The sequence below is a fragment of the Micromonospora profundi genome, from assembly GCF_011927785.1.
Classification (GTDB): domain Bacteria; phylum Actinomycetota; class Actinomycetes; order Mycobacteriales; family Micromonosporaceae; genus Micromonospora; species Micromonospora profundi.
In genome coordinates this window covers 2,223,904-2,247,470 of sequence record NZ_JAATJK010000001.1, presented here as the reverse complement: position 1 = coordinate 2,247,470, position 23,567 = coordinate 2,223,904, and the positions used below count along the sequence as shown (strand labels likewise).

Sequence of the window (23,567 nt, the reverse complement as noted above, 5' to 3'; positions counted from 1 at the left end):
ATTACTGTTAATGACAATCTAGTAATGAGCCGATGACTGTTCCAGAGCGGCCGCGCAAGGCTGGCAGGTGATGGCCGGGGCAAGCCTCAGCGAGATGGCCGTTGGCTGACTGGCGGCAGTGTCCAGGCCCGGTGCCGGCAGACTGCTACCGCTTCGCGCTGTCGCTGGGGAGGGAGTCCGCCGACGTACGCCCTTCGGCGGCGGCCTGCGTGAAGGTGACCCGTCGGTGGACAAGCACCGCAACCGCCATGACGATCGCCGCCGAAACCGCCACGATGATCGCGGCTGTGGCCAGGGTCGTCCCGTCAGCGTTCGGCCCGCCGCCGTAGAAGCTGACGGCGAATTCCTCGGCAAGCGGATGCAGCCACAGCATGCCGATCGGACAGAGCAGCACCAGCAGCGCCCAGGCACCACGAAGGTCGTTGCGCGCCGCAAGCCGTACACCCACGAGCAACGTCACAAACAGAAGTGCCATCCCGGCGCCGGGCAGAACCTGCCCGGCGGGCCAGCCGTAGTACACGGGAAGCACGTCGCCACCGTTGCGGGCAACGGTCGCCGCTACGGGCAGAGCCGCGGCGGCGCCGGTGACGGGCAGCAGCCGTATCCACGAGGGCGGCCGGCCGGGAACGCCGAGCGCCACGAATCCGAGGCAGACCTGGGCGAGGAGCACGAACAGCGGAGGCCGGGGCCGGTCGACGACGGCGGCAAGCGGTACGACGGCGACGGTGAGAACAAGGGCGAGAACGATCGCCAGGCGGGTCCACCGGCCGGGTGCCACCACGTACACCACCGCGGCGAGCAGCCAGGCCGCCCACGCGCCGAGACCGAGCGAGACGGACATGCCGTGCTGCTCGAAGCCGAACCACGCCGTCGTCCACGGATTGACCTCCAGCATGGCCCAACCACCGGCGAGAGCCGTGGCGGTCACCAACGCCAGCGTCGCGGCCAGCCGCACGCCGGGGCCGATTCCGGTGGCGCCGACCGCACGTAGGCGCTGCTGTAGTCCGCCACCGGCCACGTCGGCGACGTCGGCTACCGAAGGCCACCGCCGGTCCGGTGGGCACAGTGCGAGGTACGTGTCCGCGATCTCGGTGCCGCGCGTATCGCGGTAGCCGGCCGGATAGAAGATCCGGATCAGTCGCAGATAGCGGCGTTCCAGGTCGCTCATGCGATCCCTCCGCTGAGTCGGGGCGTACCTCGACGGGTACGTGCGTTCAACCGCGCGGTTGCCGCCTCGACGTTGCGGCGCATCCGCTCGGTCTCGCTGGCGAGCAGGTCACCGCCCTGCTCAGTGAGCCGGTAGTAGCGCCGCAGCCGGCTGTCCACCACTTCCTCCCGCTCCACGGTGACCAGCCCCGCGTCGAGCAGTCGGTCGAGGGCGCCGTAGAGCGTGCCGGGGCGCAGCGACACGCGGCCGTCGGAAAGCTGGGCCACCTCGGTGATCAGCGCGTAGCCGTGCAGCGGCTGCGCGGCCAACGCCGTGAGGATCAGGAACGTGGGTTCGCGTACCGGTGTCTCCACGCCCTCAATGTATCGGCTGCGAAGGTATAACAGCAGACCTCCCAACGCTCGCCTGGGATTCCGGGGCCCTGGGGTCGGCGACGTGCCGAGGTCACCTCGGCGCGCCGGACGGCAGCAGCACGCCACCCTGCTCGAAGATCGACGTGTGACGACGACTTCGGTTACGCGCCAGACGGCCGACTCGCCCACACTGCACTACTACGTGGTGCACGACGGTGCTGGCGTGCCGGAAGGGCTGTTGGTGGAGGAGTTCCTGCTCGCGGCGGACTACTCCACCGTCGGCTTGGTGAGCGGTGGCTGGAGCCGACCGGAGGGCCGCTGGTACGAAGCATCGGCCACCAGCTGGCGCATACGCGTTGACGCCGTGCTGCGCAAGCGGGTGACGCCGGTCGGCCGCCCTGCGGCGGCTGCCCTCTATCAGAACCTGTGTGGCGCGGACCTGCCGGACGAGGACGCTGTGCGGGCATTCTTCGGTGCTTCTCCCGCTCAGCCGCCGCCATCTTCCTTGCGGCTGAGCGATTCCGGGCCCCGGCCAGGGTTCCGCGAGACGCGCGTCTACCGAATCCTGTTCACCGACGAGCTGAGCGCGGACGGCCTCGCGGCACTCAGCGAAGCGTGGCAGATGCCGATCACCGGAGACCCGGCGGATCCCGAGGTGCGCGTCTTGGGCGAGGTGCGCCGTCAGGTCTCCGGCGACGCCTTTCGGTGGGAGCTACGCCGGGTCGCTGCGGGTGCCGCCTACGGACTGGACGTGGCCTGCGATCTTCTCGGGGAGCGCGATGAAGCGGTCGGTGTACTGCTGCGCGGCCTGACAACGCAGATGCGCCAGCAGGGGATGATCCCTGTCACCGTCGACCGGTTCCGTTAAGGCCGGCGTCGGTGGCCGTACGCAGCAGCGACCGCTCGGATTCCAGAAAGACGGCGCAACTGCGGCCTGCTTGACGGGCCGGTGTTGGTTCTCCGGAGGCCACGCGGTGTGGCTCTCCGGAGAACCTCTCGGGACCTGGGGTCAGGCCGTCCGCTCGGCGGGGCCGCCGTCGACTGCCTCGGTGGCGGTCTCCTCGCCCGCAGGCTTCTCGGCGGGAGTCTCCTCGCCCGTGGGCTTCTCAGCGTCGCCGGCGGGAGATGCCTCGTCCTCCCCGGCGGTGTCGCCAGGCTCTTCCGCGCTGGCGGTGTCGGTCGTTTCTTCCCCGCCTGCGGTGTCGGCAGGCTCGGCGGCGGCCGGCGTGGCATCCTCAGCCGGGGTGGCGGGCTGCTCGGCGGCAGCGGTCCCGGCCTCCGCCGGCGCGGCACCGAGGGATTCCGCGCTGACCGGGGCGGTGACCTCCACAGCGGACGCGGCCGGCTCGTCCTCCTCGCCGTCTTCGTCCGCCGACTCCTCCGCGCCTTCGTCCTCCCCGCCTTCGTCCTCCGACTCTTCCGCGTCCTCGTCTTCGTCCTCTGAGGCGTTGGCGGAAGCCGGCCGCGGGCTGGGCCAGGTGAACTCGATTTCGACGGAGAGCTCGCCGTCCTCGTCCTCGATCTCGAACTCACACTCGACCTCGTCGGGGACCCGCACGGTGCCTGCGGCGCCGAAGAAGATCCGCCCATCGGATTCCAGTTGACTGGCGAGTTGGCGAAGCCAGGCGGCCAGATCGTCGCGCGACACGTTGCGGGAGTCCTCGAAAATCTCCATGCGATCATGCTCCCACCCGCCATCAACCCCGCTGCGGGCCGCCTGCCGCCCATCCCGCCAGCACCCGCTGACAGCAACGGCCGGGGGCGCCCGTCCAGCACCCGCTCCGCACGTCGTTATGCCGCAGGTGCATGACGCGTAGGCTTCGAAAACTGCTTCCCGATCTCGACCTGCGGCTGGTCCGGTACTTCACTCTCGTCGCCGAGCACCTGAACTTCGCCCGCGCGCCGAAGAACTCCGGGTGGCCCAACCCTCGTTGAGTCGCCAGATCCAACGGCTGGAGAACACCTTCGGCGTACGCCTGCTGGAGCGCACCAGCCAGGGCAGCCGGCTCACCGCCGCCGGCGCCGCGTTCCTCCCTCAGGCGCCTGGTTGCGCTCGGCGGCGGGGAGCGCGCGGAAGTCGGTGATCAGGCGACCGGCGAGTGGGTTGTTGACCGTGGAGCCTGGTGTCTTCCGCACCGACTTCCTCGACGCCAGCTCGCTGTCGACAGCCGCACAGCGCATCGGTGCCTACGACGGCACCTCCGCCCACGCGACCCTGGAGTGGAGCGACACCGCCAACCACACCCAGCTCGGGGACCCCGTTGAGGGGCGCGGCCCTGATCTACGAGGTCACCGGTGGGGACAAGCTTCCCGGCCATCTGGCCCTGGGCCGTGACGCGATCGAACGCCAACTGGTCAAGATCGGCAGCATTCAGGACGACCTGGCGGCCTGGCGGGACAGGTCCGCAGCCACGCCTGCGACGACGCCGCCTGACCCCCAGACCTGGGAAGACGGGCAGGTGACGCGCGGAGCCCGTAGCCGGGCGGGCCAAACGGCCCGCCCGGCTGGGTTCTCGCTAGTCCCCCGCCAGCACGGTGAAGGTGAACCCGGCGCTGGTGGACCGGTGCAGCGCAACGTCGCACTTGACCCTGCGCCGTACGTCGTTCCTGCTGAGGCCGAGCCCCTGGGCGATGAGCCGTTCCGGGCGTACCGGCACGGGATCTTCGAAGGCGACCGCTACCCGGATCGGCCACGCTTCGTCGGACACTGCGGTCGGGACGTCCAGACGCCAGGCGCCCGTCCAGTCCAGGGTGAAGTGGCAGCGCCGGGCGAGCAGCGGATCCAGCAACCGGGACGCAACAAGGTCTGCGTCATTGACGCGGTATCCCTCGAGTTCGTCCGGATCGAAGGAGCTGACCGGCGTTCGCTCGTGCACTGTGAGTTTGCTGGTGCGATCGCAGGTCACGCAGCGGACCAGCAGCCACACGTCCAGCAGTTTGCCGTTGGCGTTGACGCGGAATCTGCCCTGGCCGGTGGTGGCCGACTCTGATCGGCAGTCCACGCAGCGCAACGACAGCAGGGGCAACCTGGTCCGACGAACGACCCAGGGCAGCACGATATGCGGTGGTGAAGACATGACTCTCCAGACCTGACAAAGAGGCCGGTCACAGGCGGCCTCGAACGCTGGATGGCCGGGCGCACAGGGGCAGCCCGGAAGAGCCGACGGCACGGTCGGCTACCGGTGAGCGTGAAAGTGTCAGGTCTACAGAGCGGGCGGGGTCACGCGATATGTCCTCACTGGTGGGTTGGCGGCAACCTATGCGAGGGCGAGGGGCAAGCTCAAACGGTTTTCGGATTCCCCGACCGACTCCGGAGCGCGCGCCGATCCTCTGAGCGCGCGTTGACCCTCGACCCGGTCGAGGGCTCAGCATCGGCGGTATGGACGACAACGACCAGCCGACGCCCGATCCCGTCATGGCGCGCATCATCGACGCGGTGCAGCTCGGCCAATCCGGTACGCCGACGCAGGCCCGCCACCTGCTCACCGAGCTGTGGGACGAGATCGGCCCGACCGGCGACGCCCTGCACCGCTGCACCCTCGCCCACTACCTCGCTGACCTTCAGGACACTGCCGAGGCCGAGCTGGTGTGGGACGAACGCGCGCTGGCCGCAGCCGCCGACCTCACCGACGAGCGTGCCCGGCGACACGACGACGACCTGCGGGTACGGGGGTTCCTGCCCTCGCTACACCTGAACCTCGCCGACGTACACCGGCGGCTGGGTCACGTCGGGCCGGCCGGCGAGCATCTGGCCACTGCCCGTCAGCTCGTCGACGCCCTGCCCGACGACGCCTACGGCGACATGATCCGCGCCGGGATCCGTGGTGTCGCCGAAGCGCTGGAGGCGGGTTCGACGCGACACCTCGGCACCGTGCCGTCGGCCGGCTGACGATTCCGGTTGCGTCGTCGTGGCGCCGCTGCAAGGGTCGGCGCATGTCAGCGGTGACCAGCGCCGACCTGCTCCGGGCGGCCGACGAGATGACAGGGGTGCTGCACCCGCAGCGGGAGCGCGACTGGTCGGTGCCGGCCGGCACGCTGACATGGAGCTGCTGGACCACCGCCGCGCACGTCGCGCACGATCTGCTCGCGTACGCCGGGCAGGTCACCGGCCTTCCGCAGGACGGCTACCTCCCGTACGACCTGCGGGTCTCCCCCACCGCGAGCCCGGCGGAGGTGCTCGTCGTGGTGCGGGCCTGCGCCGGGCTGCTCGCCGCCGCGGTCGACGCCGCCGGGCCGGACGTGCGGGCCTGGCATTTCGGGCCATGCGACCCGGCCGGCTTCGCCGCGATGGGCGTGGCGGAAACCCTGCTGCACACGTACGACATCACCGCTGGGCTGGGCGTGCCATGGCTGCCCCCGCACGGGCTGAGCGCGTTGGTGCTGCGGCGGCTCTTCCCGGACGCGCCGGACGGCGACGCACCGGACGTGCTGCTGTGGATGACCGGACGCGGCGAGCTGTCGGGACGGCAACGGCGCACCTCCTGGATTTGGCGGGCAGCCGTCGACTGACTCAGGGAGCGGTCAGCGTGTGCCGGTGACCGTGGGCGTTGCTATGTCATTTCGCCGGCGTCCGTGACCATGCGGACGAGGGTGTCGACGAGTTCGTCGGCGGTGGTGTGCCACGTGCCTGTGTCGAGGTGGCCGCTGATCTCCATTCCCGCGATGCCGTGGGCGCTGGTCAGCAGCAGGGCACCGTAGCGCCGCGCGTTCCGCTTTCCCACGAGGTCGGCGACGATGTCCAGGAACTCGCCCTGAAAGCGTTCGGCCGCGCGTTCGGCCACGGCCGGGTCGCCTTCCGGCCCGCAGAGCTGACGCCGGAGGCGATCCATCCCGTCACCGAGTTGCCCAGGAAGGTTTGCGCGCCGCCTGAACAACACCTGGTACAGGTGCGGCTGCTCCCGGCCGACGTCGATGAGGGTGCGGAGAGCGCCGCGCAGCTTCTCGGAGGCTGACAAGGCCGGGTCGGTCCGCAGGGCGTGCACCTGGTCGCCCATCCGTTCCCAGCTTTCGGCCGCGACGGAGGTCAGCAGGCTGTCCTTGCCCGTGAAATGCCGGTACGGCGCTCCCCGGGTCACGCCTGCCCGGGCGCCCACCTCGCGCAAGGTGACCGCTTCGGGGCCGCCGAGGTCGAGGAGTTCGGCGGCTGCGTCGAGCAGAGCGCGACGGGTGGCGGCGGCGGACTCCGCACGGGTGGTCATGACGCCATCATAATGTTGACAACGTCATCTGAAACGGTACGGTAGCTCAGATGACAACGTCATCTGAGCATCGCAAGTTGATCGTCGTAACCGGAGCCTCCACGGGCGTGGGCGCGTCAGCCGCCCGCGAACTGGCTCGCCTGGGATTTCACGTCCTGGCCGGCGTACGACGCGACCGTGACGCTGACGCCATCCAATCGACAGGCATCGAGCCGATCATCCTCGACATCACCAAGTCCGAGCACGTGGAGGCACTCGCCGCGCGGGTGGCCGATGACCCCCGCGCACTGCACGCGCTCGTCAACAACGCCGGCGTCCAGGTGAACGCCCCAGTCGAAGTCCTGCCGATGGCGGAGTGGCGGCGGGCGTTCGACGTCAACCTGTTCGGCCACATCGCTGTCACTCAAGCGCTCCTACCCGCGCTGCTACGCAGCAAGGGCCGCGTCATCAACATCAGCTCGGTGGGCGGCAAGTTCGCCATGGCCACATACGGCGCGTACGCCGGCGCCAAGTTCGCCCTGGAGGCGGTCAGCGACTCGCTCCGCCGGGAGGTCGCTTCTCTTGGCGTACAGGTGGTGGTGGTCGAGCCCGGCGGCGTCCGCACGGAGATGGCTGCCCGCGGGGTCGAGACGGCGAACCACCTGGCTGCCCAAATGACGCCGGAGCAGGACGAGCGCTACGGCAGCCTCGTCCAGGCGAACAACAAGTTGATGACCTCGGGCACTGCTTCAGGGCTGACCGCCGACGCCGCCGCCCGGGTCATCGCGAGGGCTGTGACGGCGCGTAGACCGCGCACCCGCTACACCGCCGGCCGGGACGCCGCGCTGATCATGCGCCTGGGCCCGATGCTCTCCGACCGCATGCTCGACCGCGTCCTCGCCGCCAACCTGCGCCGCCACTACCCGAAGGAGACCGCGGGCCGATGAGGACTCCGCGAGCCGCTCCGTCGCCTGCGGTGCGGCCTCCGGTGAGGCGATGGCGGGCGGCGGTGGTTGACCGCTAGCCGGCGGTCAGCGAGTGCCGGTGACCGTCGAGTGGAAACGGTGGCCGGGCCGGCAGCACCTCCTGGAAGATGTAACCGCTCTTCTGCGCCACGCGGCAGGACGCCACGTTGTCCACCTGGTGCATGAGGTCGAGGCGGGTCAGGCCGGGAGACCGGTCGAACGCCCACCCGCTCAGCGCGACGACCGCCCGCGGGGCTATTCCGCGACCGCGGGCCCAGACCGCTGTCCAGTACCCCACCTCGGCCGTCGGGCCGTCGGGCGTGGCGTTCTTGAGCACCACGTTCGCCACCAGCCGTGGGCCGTCCGGGTCGTCCTGGAGGACGGCGAAGCTGTACCGGCTGCCGTCGTCCCAGTCCCGTCGCACCCGGTCCAGCCACTGCCGCGCCTCGGCGGCGTTGGTCACGGGCAGGCGGGTCCACCGCCGCAACACCGGATCCCGGTACGCGTCAACGAGGGCGTCCAGGTCGTCGGCGCACCAGGGTCGCAGAGCGAGGTCTCGCGCCGGGGAGACGGCTGGCGCCCGCAGCTCGATCAGCATCCGCACAGTCTGCCGCCGCGAGTCCTGATCGGGATGCCCCCACCCGTCGCGGGTCAGCCCCGGCGGCGCCAGCGCAGCCACCAGCTGCGGCGCGGCGACGCGACGGCGGTCACCGGCTCGACGGCGGGCGTAATGATCTCGGGCCGGGTGCGCTCGGCGCGCCAGCGGTGCACCACCGCCTCGGCGTTTACCGGCCGCACCACCACCCGGGGGCCTTCGGGGTTGCGCAGCCAGGCCACGATCTGCGCGTTGAGCTGCCCCACGAAATCCCGCACGGACTGCTCGGTGGGCAGGTCACGGACCTCGTCGGGGACCTGGTCGATGCGGCGGCGCAGTTGCAGCGGGGTGGGCAGGAGCAGGTCGCTCGGCAGCGCCTCACGCTCCAGGAAACTCTTGATCCACCACGACTCGTCGTACGGCGCGCCTTTGCCGGGGATCGGCTTGCCCATGCCGGGCAGGTCGTCGAACTCGCCGCGTTGCACGGCTCCCCGGATCTGCGCCTCCACGGCCGCGTCCCACGCCTCGGTCACCTTGCGGCACCTCCCCCGGTCACCGTAACGCGCCGCGTCCGCCCGCCGACACGCCTCGCAACAGGTCAGCGCGGCCGGGCCGTCGACCATTCCCGCCGTACGCCCACCAGGTGGTTTCGGCCCCCGTGGCCGGTTCAACACGGCAGGCCACCACCGGTCAGGTGGCTCTGGGCCACCGACGCCGGCCGCGTCTACGGTCGGTGCGGAGTGGATCAGCGAACGGGGGGACGGTCATGGTGAGCTCGGGTGCGGTGCTGGGCATCGCGTTGGTGGGGTTGGGGTTGGTGCTCACGCCCGGCCCGAACATGGTCTACCTGATCTCCCGGTCGGTGGCGCAGGGCCGCCGGGCCGGGCTGGTCTCGCTGCTCGGAGTGGCTGCCGGCTTCGGCGTCTACCTTGCTGCGGCGGTCGCCGGGCTGGCCACCGTCTTCGTCCTGGTGCCGACGCTGTACGCGGTGGTGAAGCTCGCCGGGGCCGGCTACCTGCTCTGGCTGGCCTGGCGCACGATCCGCCCCGGCGGGCGGTCACCGTTCACGCCCGCGCCACTGCCGCCGGACCGGCCGCGACGGCTGTTCACCATGGGCCTGGTCACCAACCTGCTCAACCCCAAGATCGCCATCCTGTACGTGTCGCTGCTGCCGCAGTTCGTCGACCCGACACGAGGGCATGTGGCGGCGCAGAGCCTGCTGCTCGGGCTGACCCAGATCACCGTGGCGCTGACAATGAACGCGCTGATCGTGCTCACCGCCGGTTCGCTCGCCGGGTTCTTCGCCCGCCGGCCGCTGTGGCTGCGGGTGCAGCGCTGGGTGACCGGGACGGCGCTCGCGGCGCTGGCCGTGCGCATCGCCGCCGACCGCAGCCGCGCCGCCGTCGCCACGCCCTGAGCGGCCGCAATCACGCCAGCGCCGGCACAGACCGAGCGTGCCCACCTGCGACGGCCGTACCAGGGTCAGCTTTCGGGGTCGCGGTGGCGGCGGACCATCCCGGCGGCCAGCGGCGCGGCGTCCAGGTCGCCGGCGGCGAGCCGGGCCGCGAGGGTACGCCGTACCAGCCGGTCGGCCAGCGCGGGCGCGTGCCGGCCGACGGCCATCTCGAGTCGGCCGCGTCTCGTGGTCGCCACATCCCGAGGTGCCCGTCGGGCGGTGGCGGTACGCAGGATCGCCGCGACGACACCGTCGACGGGCTCCGGTCGGGACACCCCTTGCAGGGACAGGCCGGCCTCGGCGGTGCTGTCGTGGATCGGTGAGGCCACCATGCTGGGGTAGACGACGCTCACGCCGACGTGGCTGCCGACCTCGTGGCGCAGCGCGTCGGCGTACGCGACGAGTGCCCGTTTGCTGACCCCGTACGCGGCGGCCAGTGGCAACGGCAGCACCGCCATCCTGCTGGCCACGAAGATCACCCGCCCACGGGCGGCGATCAGTGGGGGCAGTGCCGCGGCGGTGGTCCGCCAGGCGGCGAGCAGGTTGACCTCCAGTTGCTGGCGGACCACCTCGTCGGGCGGCAGTTCGGCAGGGGCGGGACCACCGATCCCCGCGTTGTTGATCAGCAGGTCGAGGCCGCCGAGCCGGTCGACAGCGGTGGCCACCGCGGCGGGTACGGCGTCCGGGTCGGTCAGGTCGCAGCCGAGCACCGGCACGTCGTCGTCGGGGCGCGGGCGGAGGTCGAGCCCGACGACCCGTGCGCCGGAGGCGCTCAGCGCGACTCCCAGGTGCCGGCCGAAGGTCCCGTTCGCCCCGGTGACGAGCACCCGCCGGCCGGCCAGCGAGCGGCCCGTCACCGCCCCGCTCCCGAGGCGGCCCGGCGGGCGCCGGAGGTCAGCTCACGTGTCAGCTCGGCCAGGTACGCGTCGAAGTCGACACGCATGGCCGGGCGACGCTGACCCCAACGGGCGGTCGCGGCGCGCAGTTCGGCCCGGCAGGCGGCGCGCTGCCGCTGCGGATCGGGCAGCGCGTACCGGCCGGCCAGGTGCGCGGCGATCAGCTTGGCCTGAGCCTCGACGAGGGGGAACGCAGAGCCGGTGGACTGCATCAGCCCGACGAACGTCAGGCCGGCAGCGTCGGGGTGGAACACGTGCCGGTACAGCGCCAAGGTGTCGGCGCCGCCGCCGAGCAGCGCTGGGTCGAGGAACGGGATCTGCACCCGGTAGCCGGTGCACCAGATGACCAGGTCGACGTGGTCGCTGCGGCCGTCGGTGAACTCGACCCGGTCGCCGTGCAGGGCGGCGACGCCGGGGCGGGCCTCGACGTCGCCGTGGGTCAGCCGGGACAGCAGCCCGTCGGAGAGCGTCGGATGGTCCTGGAGGAAGCCGTGGGTGGGTGCGGGCAGCCCGTAGCGGGAGGGGCTGCCGACGGTGGCGGTGAGCAGGGTCTGACTGATGCGTTGACGCAGTCGCCACGGCAGCCGGCGGGCCAGCGCTCCGTTGAGGGTGTCCGAGGGGCGGCCCAGCAGGTATTTGGGCACCACCCAGACTCCCCGGCGCAGCGACAGCAGAGTGCGCTGCGCGGCGTACGAGGCGTCGACGGCGATGTCCATTGCCGAGTTGCCGCCGCCGACGACGAGAACCCGCTTTCCCGCCAGCTGCTCCGGACCCCGGTAGTCGTGGCTGTGCATCTGCTCGGCGGTGCACTCGCCGGGGTACGGCGGGTCGGGCAGTCGCGGCACCCGGTTGTGGCCGTTGGCGACGACCACCGCCTCGACGGTGATCTCGACCGGCCCGTCCGGCCCGCTCGCGGTCACCGTCCACGTGCCGGCGGGGTCGCGGGTGACCTGCTCGACGGTGTGCCGCATGCGGATGCTGTCACGCAACCCGAAACGGTCGGCGTAGTCGGCCAGGTAGGCGGCGATCCGGCGGTGGTCGGGGTAGTCGGGCCAGTCGGCGGGCATCGGGTGGTCGGCGAACTCGGTGCGGCCACGGCTGGTGTTCAGGTGCAGCGTCCGGTAGGCGGGTGAGTCGGGCGCCCCGTACACCCAGAGGCCGCCAACCTGGTCGGTGGCCTCGAAACACACGGTGGGCACGGCCGCGTCGCGCAGTGCCTTGACGGCGGCGAGGCCGGCCGCGCCGGCGCCGATCACCGCGACAGTGGGTGGTGCCTGCATCGCTGCCCCCATGTAATCCAACGTCCGATGGATAATCGTCGGGTGGGGGCGGCCCGTCAAGAGGGCGGTGGCCCGTACAGGCCGTCCAGGAGACGGTGCACGAACGTCCGGAACTCGCGCCGCTCCCGGGCACCGGGGGCGCCTGCGGCCAGCGCCACGACGTGCCCGTGGGTGGCCCACACCAGGCTGCGTACGGTGACGTGCGGGGTCGGTTCGGTCAGCGCGCCGGCCTCCGCCGCGGCGGTCAGCAGCTCCGCCACCAACCGGTACAGCGGCTCGGCGTAGCGCTGGTCCAGTTCGGCGTGCCGCTGCGGTTCCAGCCAGCGGCGCAGCCACAGCGCTGTGGTCTCCGGGTGGTCCTCCAGGAAGTCGACGAACACGTCGACCAGATCGTGCAGCGCCCGCCGCGCCGCGTCAGGCCCCGCGTCGAGCGCCGCACGCGCCCGCTGCGCGGCCCCGGTGAGCACGTCCCGCTCGGCGCTGAACACCCGGGCGAAGCAGGCGTCGTACAGCGCGGCCTTCGTACCCGTGTGGTGCGCGACAGTGGCGACGTCCACGCCGGCGGCCGCGGCGACGTCCCGCAGCCCGACGGCGTCGAAGCCGCGCTCGGCGAACAGCGCGGTGGCGGCGGTGAGCACCACCTCGCGGGTCGGTCTGGTCTCCTCGCGTCGGGGCCGACCCGGACGGCGTCGGGGCATGGTCATGGCCGCCATTCTGCCCCTAGAATCCAGCAACCGTTGGATTGCGGAGAGGAAACGGCCATGACCGGGCTCGACCGGCGGCCCGCGGCCGCCACCGACGCGACGCTGCCCCGCGGCCCCCTGACGGGCTTCGCGGTCGGGTCGCTCGGCATGGGTGTCTGGGTGACAGTGCCCGGCCTGCTGCTGCTCTACTTCCTCACCGACGTGCTGGCCGTCGCACCCTGGCTCGCCGGCCTGGCGCTGCTGCTGCCGAAGATCGCCGACGTGCTGCTGCACCCGTGGATCGGTCACCGCGCCGACGTCGAGCAGACCCGCCGGGGCGACCGGCGTCGACTCCTGCTGGTCGGCTGCGCCCTGCCTGTCGCGTTCGCCGCGCTCTTCGCGGTGCCCGGAGGCCTGACCGGCGTGTCGGCCGCCGCCTGGGTGGCGGTGCTCTTCGTCGCCGGCAACCTGCTGTTCGCCGCCTACCAGGTCCCCTACCTGGCCACACCGGCCGACCTGCGGATCGGCTACCACGAACGCACCCGGCTGATGGCGTTCCGGATGGTCGTGCTGACCCTGGGCATCCTGGTCTCCGGCCTGCTGGCCCCGCTGCTCACCGGCGGCGACGCCGCGACCCGCGCCGGCTACCAGCGGATGGGTGTGATCCTCGCGGTCGGGATGCTGATCGCCATGCTTGTCGGCGTCGCCGGCATCGCCCGCCTGCGCGGCTCCGCGGCGACCCCCACCCCGGCGGGGCACGGCGGCTGGCGGGCGTTGCGCACGGCGCTGCGCGACAGGCAGTTCCGCTGGCTGGTCGCCGCCTACCTGGCCATGTCCACCACCACCCACCTGGTGCTGGCCGGGGTGCCCTACTACGCCGAGTACGAGCTGCGCGCCCCCGGCCTGACCACGGTGCTGGTGGCCGCGTTCGTCGCGCCGGCGCTACTGGTCACGCCGGCCTGGCTGGTCCTGGCCCGCCGGGTCGGCAAGCAGCGGGCTCTGCTGGGCGCGCAGGGCGCGTTCGCGGTCGGCTCGCTGGTGCTGGCGGTGGGCCGCCCGGCCGGCCTGCCACTGCTCATCGGTGCCGTGGCGGTGCTCGGCGTGGCGTTCGCCGGCATGCAGTTGCTGCCGTTCTCGATGCTGCCCGACGTGATCCGCGCCGCCACCACCAACACCACCGGCGCCGGCACCTACACGGGGGTGTGGACGGCCACCGAGGCCACCGGCGCGGCACTGGGCCCGTACGCGTACGCGCTGTGCCTGGCCGTTGGCGGTTTCGTGGCCTCCACGGCCGGTGAGTCGCCGGTGCAGCCGGACACGGCGCTCGCGGCGGTCCGCTACGGCTTCGGCCTGCTGCCGGCGGTGGCGATGCTCGCCGCGTTGCTGCTGCAACGCCGCTACACCCTGGACTCGGCGGCCCGGGCCGCGACCTGACCCCGTCGGCGGCCGGCACTAGACTGCCACCTCGATGGACGCCGAGCCCACCCCCACCGACACCCGCCCGTGCGCCCACTGTGGACAGCCGGTGCCGCAGCGCGTCGGCGCGGGTCGCCCCTTCCGCTACTGCCGGGACAACGACGGGGCGTGCCAGCGCGCCTCCCGCAACAGCCGGATGCGGCACCGCAACGCCCCCGGCCTGCCCGGGCAGGTGGCCCGCACGTGGGAGGCGGTGGACCGGCTCGACCAGATCGTCGAGACGCTGACCGAGGCCCTGCACGCCGAGCTGTCCCCGCTGGGTGTGCAACGGCAACTCGCCCAGGCGCACGCCGAGGCCGCCACCGAGATCGCCGCCGCCCAGATCGAACGCGACGAGGCCCGCGACGACGCCGAGAACGCCGCGGCCGACGCCGCACGCGCCCGGGAGCAGGCCCGCGTCGCCATCGCCGAGGCCGACGACGCCCGGCAGCGCGCCGAGCAGGCAACGCGGCAGGCCACCGCGGCCGACGAGCGCGCGCAGCACGCCGAGGCCGCCCGCGACGCGGCACGACACGACGCCAGCGCCGCCGAGGCGCTGCGCGTACAGGCCGAACACGACAGGGACCAGGCCCGCGCCGAGGTGCGGGACCTGCGGGCGCACCGCGACGCCGAGCGGCAGCGCGTAGCCGACCTGACCGTCGAGCGCGACGGGTTGCGCGCCGATATCGAGCGGGCCACCCGGGCCGCCGCCGACGCGACCGAGCGGGCCGGCCGGTGGCAGAGCGAGGTGCAGGACGTCCGCCGCCAGATCGACCAGGCCCGCGCCGACGCCGCCCGGACCCGCACCGAGGCCGCCGACGCGGCCCGCGCCCGCGAGCAGGCCGACCGGGCCCGCGACCGCGCCCAGGTCGCCGCCCGCGCGGCCGACGACGCCCGGCAGGAGGCCGCGGAGCTCGCCGCCCAGCTCCGCGCGGAGCTTGCCGCCACGGTCGCGCACCGCGACTCCCTCGCCGTCGAGCTGACCGCCGCCCGGCAGGCCGCCGCCACCGCCGAGGGCCGGCTCACCGCCCTGTCGGTACGCCTCGACGCCGCCGAGTCCGACCGTGACCTGGCCCAGCGGCGGGTGGCGCAGCTCGGTGACCAGGTCAGCGACCTGGCCGTGGCGCTGGCCCGCCTCGGCGCCGCCGCCCCCGGCGAGGCCGCCCGCTGACCGCTGGGGATGCCCGGCGCAACCTTCGCCGTGCCTGGGCGGTTAACATCCCCGGTGGCAGCCATCACCGCCGCCGCCGGAACACGGCCGGGCAGGTGTCCGGCCAGGCCGGCTACCCTTGGTTCCGGCCCACCTGTGGACGCATGGTGTCCTCGGGCGGGAATGGGGCGACGGGAACCCACCGTTACACCCGGAAGACCAGCACCACGAACGAGGGGAAGTCGATCATGGGCGAGCGTATGCTGCGCGGAAGCCGGCTAGGCGCGGTCAGCTACGAATCCGACCGCAACACGGAGCTCGCGCCGCGTCAGACCCGCGAGTACCTGTGTGCCAAGGGCCACCAGTTCGAGGTGCCGTTCGCCGTCGACGCCGAGGTCCCGACGACCTGGGAGTGCAAGTTCGACGGCAGCGTCGCCCGACTCGTCGACGGCAACGAGCCGGAGCAGAAGAAGGCCAAGCCGCCGCGTACCCACTGGGACATGCTGCTGGAGCGGCGCTCGATCGCCGAGCTCGAGGACATCCTCGCCGAACGGCTCCAGGAGGTTCGCACCCGCCGCGGCCGCGCCTGAGCAAGCCGCACCACACGCGTCGGCGCCCCCGGGGAATTCCCCGGGGGCGCCGACGTATCTGTGCCTCAGTTACGCGGGCCGGGCTCGACGATCTCACCCTCGATGGCCCGACCGCCGTCCACCACGACCGGCGGCGGCTCCGGCTGCGGACGTGGCGTCGGTTGCGGCGCGCCCTGGCGCACCCGCACCGTACGCGGCCCGAACAGGTCACCGGCGACCATCGACGACACCCGCCGCTCGGCGGTGCGTTGCACCCCGGCGCGGGCCAGACGACGCAGCGGCGGCACCATCAGCAACAACCCGACCAGGCCACTGACCAGCCCGGGAACCGCCAGCAGCAGCGCACCGGCCAACCCGACAAGGCCGTCGGTGACCTGCCGCCCCGGGGGCTGCCCGGCCTGCGCGGCCGTCCGGAACCCCCGCCACGCGCGCATCCCCTCACGGCGCAGCAGCACCAACCCCAGCAGAGACGCGGCGAACACCACAAGCACCGCCGCACCGAACCCCACCGCCCGCCCCAACAGGACGAACGCCGCCACCTCCACAAGCACCGCCAGCAGCAGGGCAACCGGTACGAACCTCAGTCCTCGCCGCATCTCACCTCATCGCTAATTGGGCGGCACACCCACACGCGCCGCACATCCAGCATGACACGGCCGTGCTCACGGCCACCGCACCTGACCTGTGGAGGTGCCGTTCACACCACGCCGTACCGCCTGACGGCGGTCCTGCACACCCCACCTGGTGATCCGCCACAACGCCTCGGCGACGATGCGTGGGCTCATCTTGCTGTCCCCATGCTCCCGCTCGGCGAACGTGATCGGCACCTCGACGATCCGCACACCGGCCTGGTGGGCCAGACGGGACAACTCCACCTGGAACGAGTAGCCCTGGGAGCAGACCGACTCCAGGTCGATGGCGTCCAGGGCGCTGATCCGGTACACCCGGTAGCCGCCCGTGGCGTCGGACACGGGCATGCCCAGCGCGAGGCGCGCGTACAGGTTGCCGCCACGCGACAGCAGCAGACGCCGCAGCGGCCAGTTCACCACCCGCGCCCCGCTGGTCCAGCGGGACCCGATCACCACGTCGGCGTCGCGGGCGGCCTCCAGCAGCGCCGGCAGGTCCTCGGGGGCGTGCGAGCCGTCGGCGTCCATCTCCACGACCGCGTCGTAGCCGCGCTCGCGCGCCCACCCGAAACCGGCCAGGTACGCCGCGCCGAGGCCCTGCTTGCCCTCACGGTGCAGAACCCGCACATGCGGGTCGTTCTCGGCCAGAGCGTCGGCGATCGCGCCGGTGCCGTCGGGGCTGTTGTCGTCGGCGATGAGGATCCGCACGGCGGGCGCGGCACGGCGGACCCGGCCCACGATCGCCGCCACGTTGTCGGCCTCGTTGTAGGTGGGGATCACCACCAGCACCTGACCCACGCCGGGCACCTCGTCGGGTCGCCGGATCGTATCGGTCGCCTGGATCACGGTTCCTCCGCTCCGCCGGCGTACCGGCTGCTGCTATCCGGGCACGACCCGCTGCCGGCGGCGCAGCACCCCCGCGCCGACCAGGGCTGCCACTGCCAACCCGGCCAGGGCCAGCTCCGGCCACCAACCGAGACGGGTGGCGAGGGTCCGTCCGTCGTGCAGCCGCAGCTCCCGCACCACGACCTCCCGGGTGTTGAACCCGGTGGCGTCGCTTACCCGCCCGTCGGGGGCGACGAACCCGGACACCCCGACAGTGGACGCCATCAACGCCGGCCGGCCGTGCTCCACCGCCCGCAACCGCACCATCGCCAACTGCTGGCGGGCCTCGGCCACATCGAACGTCGCGTTGTTCGTCTGCACCACAAGCAGCTGCGCGCCGCCGGTGACGGTGTCGCGGACCACCTCGTCGTAGGCCACCTCGAAGCAGATGACATCACCCAGGACGATCGGGCCGGCGCGTACCACGCCCGGGGTGCTTCCGGGTACGAAGTCGTTGCGGACCAGGTCGACCTTGTCGCTGACCATCCGGGCGATGTCGCGCAGCGGCACGTACTCGGCGAACGGCACCGGGTGCCGCTTCGTGTAGAGCTGCGACATGTCCGCCCCGGTGTCGGGCTGCCACAGGATGCCCGCGTTGCGGACCTGCCCCGGGCCGGGGCCGAGCAGCACCGCGCCGACCAGGATCGGTGCGCGGATCGTGTCGGCGGCCTGGGAGATGCGGGCCCCGGCAGTGGGGTTGCGCAGCGGGTCGATGTCGCTGGAGTTCTCCGGCCACACCACAAGGTCGGGTTGGCGTTGCGTACCGGCGGCGACCTGAGCGGCCAACTCGATTGTGGCGTCGACGTGGTTGTTGAGCACCGCCTGGCGCTGGGCGTTGAAGTCCAGCCCGAGGCGGGGGACGTTGCCCTGCACGATGGCCACGGTGACGGGCGCGCCGCTGCCCGCGGCGGCGAGCGGCACGAGCAGGCCCGCGGCGACCACTGCCACCGCGGCGACGGCCGGCGCGATCACCGGCGCCCACCGCCGCGCGGGCGCAGCCCCGGTAAGGGCGTTGCCGCCCGGCGCCGGGTCGCGCCCGTCGGTGTCGGCTGGTGCGGTGTCGGCTGGTGTTTGGCGGGCGGCCCTGAGGGTGGTCCAGGCGTGCCACGCGGCGGTGACCAGCAGCCCGCCGGTGAGGGCCACCGCGAAGGTGACAAGCGGAGCGCCGCCCAGCGCGGCCAGCCGCAGCAGCGGGGAGTCGTCCTGGCTGAACGCCAGCCGCCCCCACGGGAACCCGCCGAACGGCGTACGGTCGCGCAGCGCCTCCTGTCCGACCCAGAGCAGCCCGGTCAGCGCCGGCCACGCCCAGCGGCCACGGTCGGCCAGCGGCGACACCCAGGCGGTGGCCGCGCCCAGCAGGGCCAGGTAGCCGGCCTGAAGCAGCGACAGCAGCACCCACGGCAGGTAGCCGGTGTGCAGGTTCGTCCAGGACAGCAGCGGCGCGAACAGCGCCACCCCGGTGAGGAAGCCCACGCCGGCGCCGGCGCGCAACCTGCGGCGGTGCGCGGCGGCGGCCAGCAACGCCACCCCGACGGGCGCGAGCGGCCACACGCCGTACGGCGGGAACGCCAACAGCAGCGCCAGACCGGCGACGACGGCCATCGGCGCGGCGACCTTCAGCGGCAGCGGCCGCCCCGCGGCAACCGGAGGCGGCGGCACCGCCGGGGAGTGGGTCTCGTCCCGGTCCAGCATCGTCACCGCAGCATCCCCTCGATCACGGGGCGAAGGCTACCTGGCCGGGCGGCACATCGGCCGCATCGGGCTGCCGGGGACAGACCACCCGGCGGACATGAAATCGGGGCGCGGCTCGCGCCGCGCCCCGATGCTCCCAGGCCCTCCCCGGCCGGTGTGGCGAGGACGAGGAGCGCCGACCTTCGGACCGACCGGACGCGGACTGGCTGCCCCCGCCGGGCCGTTGTCTACTGGCCGTGCACCTCACCCTGCCCGTACACCGGTAACCGCGACCGGTTCGCGCCGCCCCGCCGACCCCCGCCCGCTGGACCTGGCCGCTGCGACGATGACGCTCAACTGTCGCTCGGCCAGCGGACGAAGGGACGAAGCGAACAACAGCCGCTTCCCGTGGTAGGACTCAAAGACGGTACGTGCCGACCCCCGCCTCCTGTCAACCCACCCCCGGCCTGTCGTGTGATGTACCACGGCGTGTCGGCCGGTGTTTCTCACTGCGTGCCCAGATGGTGGCGCAGCAGTGCCCCCGCCGCCGCCCGGTGCTCCTCGGCGAGCAGCCCGCCGGCGGCCAACACGTAGTCCACGTCCACCACGGCGCGGGCCGCCCGCGGCAGCGCCCACCCGCCGGCGTGGTCGGCGAGGACCGCCGCCAGCACCTCGGCGGACACCGGCGCGGCGGCGTGCCGCAGCACCCCACCGGAGCCCACCAGCAGCCTCACGTCGCGCAGATCCCGGCCGGCGCGTTCCCCGGTGGCGGCCCCACGGGCGTGCCGCCGCAACGCGACGGTCGCGGCGAGCGTGGCGATACGCCGGTCCACGGCCCGCTCGGCGTCGTCGCCGGCCAGGAACGCCGGGTCGGCGGCCCGCCGTTCCGCCGCGACCGCCAGATCGTCGGCGTCGGCGGCGGCCAGCAGCCGCTCCTCGACAGCGGCGCGCACCACCCCGGGGGCGCTCCACCGCATACCCAGGTCACCCTCGACGGTGCGGGCCCGCCACAGGCTCCCGGCCACCTCACGGCCCGGCCCAGCGGCCCGCTCGTCGGGGGTGAGCACCGAATACACGTCGGTGGTGGCCCCACCCACGTCGACCACCGCGAGGTCCCCGCCGATCGTGTCGGCGAGCACCTCCACACCGGTGAGTACGGCGTCGGGGGTGGCCGCGCGTACCAACCGGGCGAACCGGCCGCCCTTGGACAACCGTTTGCCGCCGATGACGTGGCGCAGGAACACCGCCCGGATCGCCGCCCGCGCCGACGCGGGCGCCAGCACACCGATGCGGGGCAGTACGTTGTCCGCGCCCGTCACCGGCACCCCGGCGGCCTCCAACAGCCCTGTCAACTCGTCGCGCACGTCACCGTTGCCCGCCAGCACCACAGGTATCCGGAAGCGGGCCCGGGCCAGCCGTGTGGCGTTGTGGGTGATCGTGTCGGCGTCACCACCGTCGGTGCCACCCACGAGCAGCACCACATCCGGTCGGGCCGCGCGCAACGCCGCCAGATCTGCCCTACCGAGACGCCCGGCGGCAACGTGCACCACGTGCGCCCCGGCGGACAACCCGACCCGCCGACCCGCCTGTGCGGTGACCAGCGGCTCATAGCCGACCACGGCAAGCCGCAACCCACCGCCGGCCGACGAGCACACGTACCACGGCACGTCACCCACACCCAGCCCGGCGGTCGCCGCCGCGACCGCGGCGTCCAGGCCCCGCAGCACATCGCTGCCCACCGTCGTGGGCGCGGCCGCCGCACCCACCAGCACACCGGCGGCCAGATCCACCACGGCCGCCTTGGTGTACGTCGAGCCGACGTCCGCGCAGACCGCCAGGGTCACAGGCCTCCCCTGTTCGCGACTGCGGGGCTCGCAACCCCGGCTCACTCCTCGCGACTCACACCTGCGGCGGGAACGACCACGGTGCCGGTCGCGGTGACCGCCACGATCGGCGGGTCGAGGACCTCGGCGGCGGACTCGGAGCGGTCCGGGCGGCCCCGGCACACCACCGCGCAGCTCAACTCCAGGGTGCGGCTGCGCGAGCCCACCTTCGACACCCGCGCCGTCACCTCCACCACGTCACCGGCGCGGATCGGCGCGAGGAACCGCACATCGGCGTACCCGGCGAACAGACCCTCGTCGCCGTCGGTACGGATGCACACCTCAGTGGCCACGTCGCCGAACAACCCGAGGGCGTACGCCCCGTCGACGAGGTTGCCGGCGTAGTGGGCGTGCGCGTACGGCACATACCGCCGGTGCGTCACCGTCAACCCGAGCCTGGAGTCGGTCATGCCATCGCCTTCCGCTGCGTGATCAGGGCGTGCACGAGGTAACTGGCCACCTCGCCGGGCGTGGTGCCCCGACCGAAGATCCGGTCCACACCCAACTCGTCGGTCATCGACTCGTCGAACCGGGGACCACCGACGATCAGCAACGGCCGACGGCCCGCCGGCATCGCCTCACGGAACGCCGCCGACATCTCCCGGGTGTTGTGCAGGTGCGCGTCGCGCTGGGTGACGACCTGCGACACGAGCACCGCGTCGGCCTTCTCCACCCGCGCCGCCTCCACCAGCTCCGGCACACTGACCTGCGCACCCAGGTTGGTGACCTTCAACTCCCGGTAGTACTCCAGGCCCTTCTCCCCCGCGATGCCCTTCACGTTGAGGATCGCGTCGATGCCCACGGTGTGCGCGTCGGTGCCGATGCACGCCCCCACCACCGACAGCTTGCGCCGCAGTCGCTGCTTCACCACAGTGTTGACCTCCTTGGCCGACAGCAGCGCGAAGTCCCGCTCCACCACCTGCACCCCGTCCAGGTCCACCAGGTGGTTCACCCGCCCGTACACGACGAAGAACGTGAACCCGTCGCCCATCGGTTTGGCGTGCACCACCATCGCCGGGTCGATGCCCATCCGGTTGGCCAACTGCACCGCCGCGCCCTCGGCCCGCTTGTCGTGCGGCACCGGCAGCGTGAACGACACCTGCACCATCCCGTCACCTGTGGTGTCCCCGTACGGCCGCACGATCTGCCCACTCACGCCGCCGCCTCCAGGATCTCGGTGGCCGGGTTGCAGTAGTCCGCCTCGTGCGCGGCGACCCCAGCGAGGCCCTTACCCCGGTCAGCGGGCCGTTTCATGATCCCGAACGTGCCCTCGGCGATCGCCGTCAGAAGCGTCTGCTCCCCGATGCGCTCCAACAGGTCCAGCGCCTCACCGAGAACCTGGTTGGCCCGGCGGCGGATGAACCCGCCCGGCGCCGGCACGAAGTCCTCGTGCAACCCGCCGGCCGCGCCCAGCACGTACCGCACGTTCTGCAGGGCGATGTCCCGGTCCGACAGCCACGGCGTCACCACCGCCTCGGTCATCATCCCCACCAGCAGGATGCCCTGCCCGGTCAGCGCGCCCGCAAGGTTGAAGAACCCGTCCAGCAGGTTGCCCCGGAAAACGTCACCTGTCATGTGCTTCGTCGGCGGCATCCACTTCAGCGGCGCCTCCGGGAACAACTCCCGGGCCAACAGGGCGTGCGCCAACTCCAACCGGAACGACTCCGGCACCTCCGGGTTGATCTCGAACGCGTGCCCCAGGCCCAACTGCCAGTCCGCCAACCCCGCCTCGTGGGCGAAGAACTCGTTGAGCAGCTGCGACACCGTCACCGTGTGCGCCTCGTCGACCGCGTCGGCGGTCGTCAGGTAGTTGTCCTCACCGGTGTTGATGATGATCCCCGCGCGGGCGTGCACCTGACGGGAGAACCGCTGGTCCACGAACGTACGGATCGGGTTGATGTCGCGGAACAGGATCCCGTACATCGAGTCGTTGAGCATCATGTCGAGGCGTTCCAACCCGGCAAGGGTCGCCATCTCCGGCATGCACAACCCCGACGCGTAGTTGGTCAACCGCACGTAGCGGCCCAACTCCTTCGACGACTCGTCCAACGCCGCCCGCATCAGCCGGAAGTTCTCCTGCGTGGCGTACGTGCCCGCGAACCCCTCCCGCGTCGCGCCCTCGGGAACGTAGTCCAGCAGCGACTGCCCCGTGGAACGGATCACCGCGATCACGTCCGCGCCCGCCCGCGCCGCCGCCTGCGCCTGCGGGATGTCCTCGTAGATGTCGCCGGTCGCCACGATCAGGTAGATCCACGGCCGCTGCGCCGGGTCACCGTGCCGCTTGACGAGCCGGTCCCGCTCCGCACGTCGCCTGTCGATGCGCCGTACACCCGCTCCGACGGCCTTGCGCGCCGCGGACCGGGCTGTCGTCGCGGCCCGGCCGGTCGGCACGGCGAAACGCACCGACCCGGCAGCCGCCTTCTGCGCCAGCAACGTCACGTCGGTGATGCCCTCACGGGCGAGGGCATCGAACACCGGCACCGCCACACCGTGGCCCAACCCGATGTCCGCGACGACCGCGTCGACGAGCCGGTTCACCCACGGAATGCCGTCCGGGTCGGCGCCGCTCACCCCGGCCAGCCGCAGCACGGCCCTCTCCACCGACACAGTGGTGTGGCTACGGGCCAGGTCCACCACCGGCTGTCCGGCCCGACGCGCCAACTCCCGCGCCCGCGCCACAAGCACCGGATCAAGATCAAGCTTTCCGGTCACGCCACACCGCTCATCTGCTCGC

The 23,567-nt window shown here is 72.5% G+C and carries 27 protein-coding genes; 10 read left to right on the top strand and 17 right to left on the bottom strand.

Translation table 11 applies throughout. From position 1 onward, the window contains the following. Positions 1–145: 145 nt before the first annotated feature. Positions 146–1,168 carry a hypothetical protein gene (locus tag F4558_RS09875; protein WP_053661192.1) on the bottom strand — a complete coding sequence of 341 codons (1,023 nt, stop codon included), beginning with the start codon at positions 1,166–1,168 and terminating at the stop codon, positions 146–148. Next, the gene (locus F4558_RS09870; RefSeq protein ID WP_053661199.1) at positions 1,165–1,521 is read right to left on the bottom strand and encodes a PadR family transcriptional regulator; all 357 of its coding nucleotides are present in this window, start codon (positions 1,519–1,521) and stop codon (positions 1,165–1,167) included. Before F4558_RS09870 ends, F4558_RS09875 begins: the two co-directional genes overlap by 4 nt. Before the next feature lie 145 nt (positions 1,522–1,666). On the opposite strand from F4558_RS09870, the gene F4558_RS09865 reads away from it, so the two are divergent. Beyond that, positions 1,667–2,389, top strand: coding sequence for a hypothetical protein (locus F4558_RS09865; protein ID WP_053661201.1), 723 nt, complete (start codon positions 1,667–1,669; stop codon positions 2,387–2,389). 141 nt (positions 2,390–2,530) lie between these two features. Here F4558_RS09865 and F4558_RS09860 read toward each other — a convergent pair whose 3' ends face one another. Beyond that, positions 2,531–3,196 (bottom strand): amphi-Trp domain-containing protein, encoded by a 666-nt coding sequence (locus F4558_RS09860; RefSeq protein ID WP_053661203.1) that lies wholly within the window; start codon positions 3,194–3,196, stop codon positions 2,531–2,533. Between the two features lie 131 nt (positions 3,197–3,327). Here F4558_RS09860 and F4558_RS31920 point away from each other — a divergent pair, with 131 nt between their 5' ends. Further along, positions 3,328–3,456 (top strand): hypothetical protein, encoded by a 129-nt coding sequence (locus F4558_RS31920; RefSeq protein WP_255353067.1) that lies wholly within the window; start codon positions 3,328–3,330, stop codon positions 3,454–3,456. Further along, positions 3,438–3,605: a LysR family transcriptional regulator gene (locus F4558_RS31500; protein WP_231640251.1), complete on the top strand. Its 168-nt coding sequence runs from the start codon at positions 3,438–3,440 to the stop codon at positions 3,603–3,605. Before F4558_RS31920 ends, F4558_RS31500 begins: the two co-directional genes overlap by 19 nt. A 432-nt stretch (positions 3,606–4,037) precedes the next feature. Here F4558_RS31500 and F4558_RS09850 read toward each other — a convergent pair whose 3' ends face one another. Then, positions 4,038–4,598, bottom strand: coding sequence for a DUF1062 domain-containing protein (locus tag F4558_RS09850; protein ID WP_053661204.1), 561 nt, complete (start codon positions 4,596–4,598; stop codon positions 4,038–4,040). 302 nt (positions 4,599–4,900) lie between these two features. Between F4558_RS09850 and F4558_RS09845 the strand changes: the two genes are divergently transcribed. Both F4558_RS09845 and F4558_RS09840 read left to right on the top strand, forming a co-directional pair. Then, positions 4,901–5,410, top strand: coding sequence for a hypothetical protein (locus F4558_RS09845; RefSeq protein WP_167943840.1), 510 nt, complete (start codon positions 4,901–4,903; stop codon positions 5,408–5,410). Positions 5,411–5,454: 44 nt separating this feature from the next. Further along, positions 5,455–6,030 (top strand): maleylpyruvate isomerase N-terminal domain-containing protein, encoded by a 576-nt coding sequence (locus F4558_RS09840; RefSeq protein WP_209273243.1) that lies wholly within the window; start codon positions 5,455–5,457, stop codon positions 6,028–6,030. A 41-nt stretch (positions 6,031–6,071) separates the two neighbouring features. Here F4558_RS09840 and F4558_RS09835 read toward each other — a convergent pair whose 3' ends face one another. Continuing rightward, entirely contained in the window at positions 6,072–6,719 is a 648-nt protein-coding gene (locus F4558_RS09835; RefSeq protein WP_167943839.1) for a TetR/AcrR family transcriptional regulator, read from the bottom strand. Positions 6,720–6,769: 50 nt separating this feature from the next. Between F4558_RS09835 and F4558_RS09830 the strand changes: the two genes are divergently transcribed. Continuing rightward, positions 6,770–7,645 carry an SDR family NAD(P)-dependent oxidoreductase gene (locus F4558_RS09830; protein ID WP_167943838.1) on the top strand — a complete coding sequence of 292 codons (876 nt, stop codon included), beginning with the start codon at positions 6,770–6,772 and terminating at the stop codon, positions 7,643–7,645. A gap of 73 nt (positions 7,646–7,718) precedes the next feature. Here F4558_RS09830 and F4558_RS09825 read toward each other — a convergent pair whose 3' ends face one another. After that, complete coding sequence (locus F4558_RS09825) at positions 7,719–8,261, bottom strand: GNAT family N-acetyltransferase (RefSeq protein WP_053661427.1); 543 nt, start codon at positions 8,259–8,261, stop codon at positions 7,719–7,721. Positions 8,262–8,314: 53 nt separating this feature from the next. Continuing rightward, entirely contained in the window at positions 8,315–8,791 is a 477-nt protein-coding gene (locus F4558_RS09820; protein WP_167943837.1) for a DnaJ family domain-containing protein, read from the bottom strand. A gap of 233 nt (positions 8,792–9,024) precedes the next feature. On the opposite strand from F4558_RS09820, the gene F4558_RS09815 reads away from it, so the two are divergent. Then, positions 9,025–9,675: a LysE family translocator gene (locus F4558_RS09815; RefSeq protein ID WP_167943836.1), complete on the top strand. Its 651-nt coding sequence runs from the start codon at positions 9,025–9,027 to the stop codon at positions 9,673–9,675. A gap of 65 nt (positions 9,676–9,740) precedes the next feature. Here F4558_RS09815 and F4558_RS09810 read toward each other — a convergent pair whose 3' ends face one another. The 3 genes from F4558_RS09810 to F4558_RS09800 are packed head-to-tail and all read right to left on the bottom strand — an operon-like array spanning position 9,741 to position 12,594. After that, positions 9,741–10,571, bottom strand: a complete 831-nt coding sequence (locus tag F4558_RS09810; protein WP_167943835.1) for an SDR family NAD(P)-dependent oxidoreductase — start codon at positions 10,569–10,571, stop codon at positions 9,741–9,743. Beyond that, the gene (locus F4558_RS09805; protein WP_167943834.1) at positions 10,568–11,902 is read right to left on the bottom strand and encodes a flavin-containing monooxygenase; all 1,335 of its coding nucleotides are present in this window, start codon (positions 11,900–11,902) and stop codon (positions 10,568–10,570) included. Before F4558_RS09805 ends, F4558_RS09810 begins: the two co-directional genes overlap by 4 nt. Before the next feature lie 44 nt (positions 11,903–11,946). Next, a complete protein-coding gene (locus F4558_RS09800; protein WP_245241299.1) occupies positions 11,947–12,594 on the bottom strand; it encodes a TetR/AcrR family transcriptional regulator in 648 nt (215 codons plus the stop codon). A gap of 57 nt (positions 12,595–12,651) precedes the next feature. On the opposite strand from F4558_RS09800, the gene F4558_RS09795 reads away from it, so the two are divergent. The 3 genes from F4558_RS09795 (at position 12,652) to F4558_RS09785 (ending at position 15,768) form a co-directional block, all read left to right on the top strand. Continuing rightward, complete coding sequence (locus F4558_RS09795) at positions 12,652–14,007, top strand: MFS transporter (RefSeq protein WP_053661220.1); 1,356 nt, start codon at positions 12,652–12,654, stop codon at positions 14,005–14,007. Between the two features lie 34 nt (positions 14,008–14,041). Next, entirely contained in the window at positions 14,042–15,199 is a 1,158-nt protein-coding gene (locus tag F4558_RS09790; protein ID WP_167943833.1) for a coiled-coil domain-containing protein, read from the top strand. Between the two features lie 227 nt (positions 15,200–15,426). Then, on the top strand, positions 15,427–15,768 hold the full coding sequence (locus F4558_RS09785) for an RNA polymerase-binding protein RbpA (protein ID WP_007460094.1): 342 nt from the start codon (positions 15,427–15,429) through the stop codon (positions 15,766–15,768). A gap of 65 nt (positions 15,769–15,833) precedes the next feature. Here F4558_RS09785 and F4558_RS09780 read toward each other — a convergent pair whose 3' ends face one another. The 7 genes from F4558_RS09780 to kamD all read right to left on the bottom strand — a co-directional run bounded on the left by F4558_RS09780 (position 15,834) and on the right by kamD (position 23,545). Then, positions 15,834–16,364 carry an FxsA family protein gene (locus F4558_RS09780; protein WP_053661224.1) on the bottom strand — a complete coding sequence of 177 codons (531 nt, stop codon included), beginning with the start codon at positions 16,362–16,364 and terminating at the stop codon, positions 15,834–15,836. 66 nt (positions 16,365–16,430) lie between these two features. Beyond that, positions 16,431–17,240 (bottom strand): polyprenol monophosphomannose synthase, encoded by an 810-nt coding sequence (locus F4558_RS09775; RefSeq protein WP_306271455.1) that lies wholly within the window; start codon positions 17,238–17,240, stop codon positions 16,431–16,433. 33 nt (positions 17,241–17,273) lie between these two features. Continuing rightward, positions 17,274–18,971: an apolipoprotein N-acyltransferase gene (gene lnt, locus F4558_RS09770; protein WP_167947346.1), complete on the bottom strand. Its 1,698-nt coding sequence runs from the start codon at positions 18,969–18,971 to the stop codon at positions 17,274–17,276. Positions 18,972–19,456: 485 nt separating this feature from the next. Continuing rightward, positions 19,457–20,794 (bottom strand): glutamate mutase L, encoded by a 1,338-nt coding sequence (locus F4558_RS09765; protein WP_167943832.1) that lies wholly within the window; start codon positions 20,792–20,794, stop codon positions 19,457–19,459. A gap of 41 nt (positions 20,795–20,835) precedes the next feature. Further along, a complete protein-coding gene (gene kal / locus F4558_RS09760; protein WP_167943831.1) occupies positions 20,836–21,243 on the bottom strand; it encodes a 3-aminobutyryl-CoA ammonia lyase in 408 nt (135 codons plus the stop codon). Further along, positions 21,240–21,989 carry a lysine 5,6-aminomutase subunit beta gene (kamE, locus tag F4558_RS09755; protein ID WP_167943830.1) on the bottom strand — a complete coding sequence of 250 codons (750 nt, stop codon included), beginning with the start codon at positions 21,987–21,989 and terminating at the stop codon, positions 21,240–21,242. Before kamE ends, kal begins: the two co-directional genes overlap by 4 nt. Further along, positions 21,986–23,545 (bottom strand): lysine 5,6-aminomutase subunit alpha, encoded by a 1,560-nt coding sequence (gene kamD, locus F4558_RS09750; RefSeq protein WP_167943829.1) that lies wholly within the window; start codon positions 23,543–23,545, stop codon positions 21,986–21,988. Before kamD ends, kamE begins: the two co-directional genes overlap by 4 nt. Positions 23,546–23,567 lie beyond the last annotated feature (22 nt).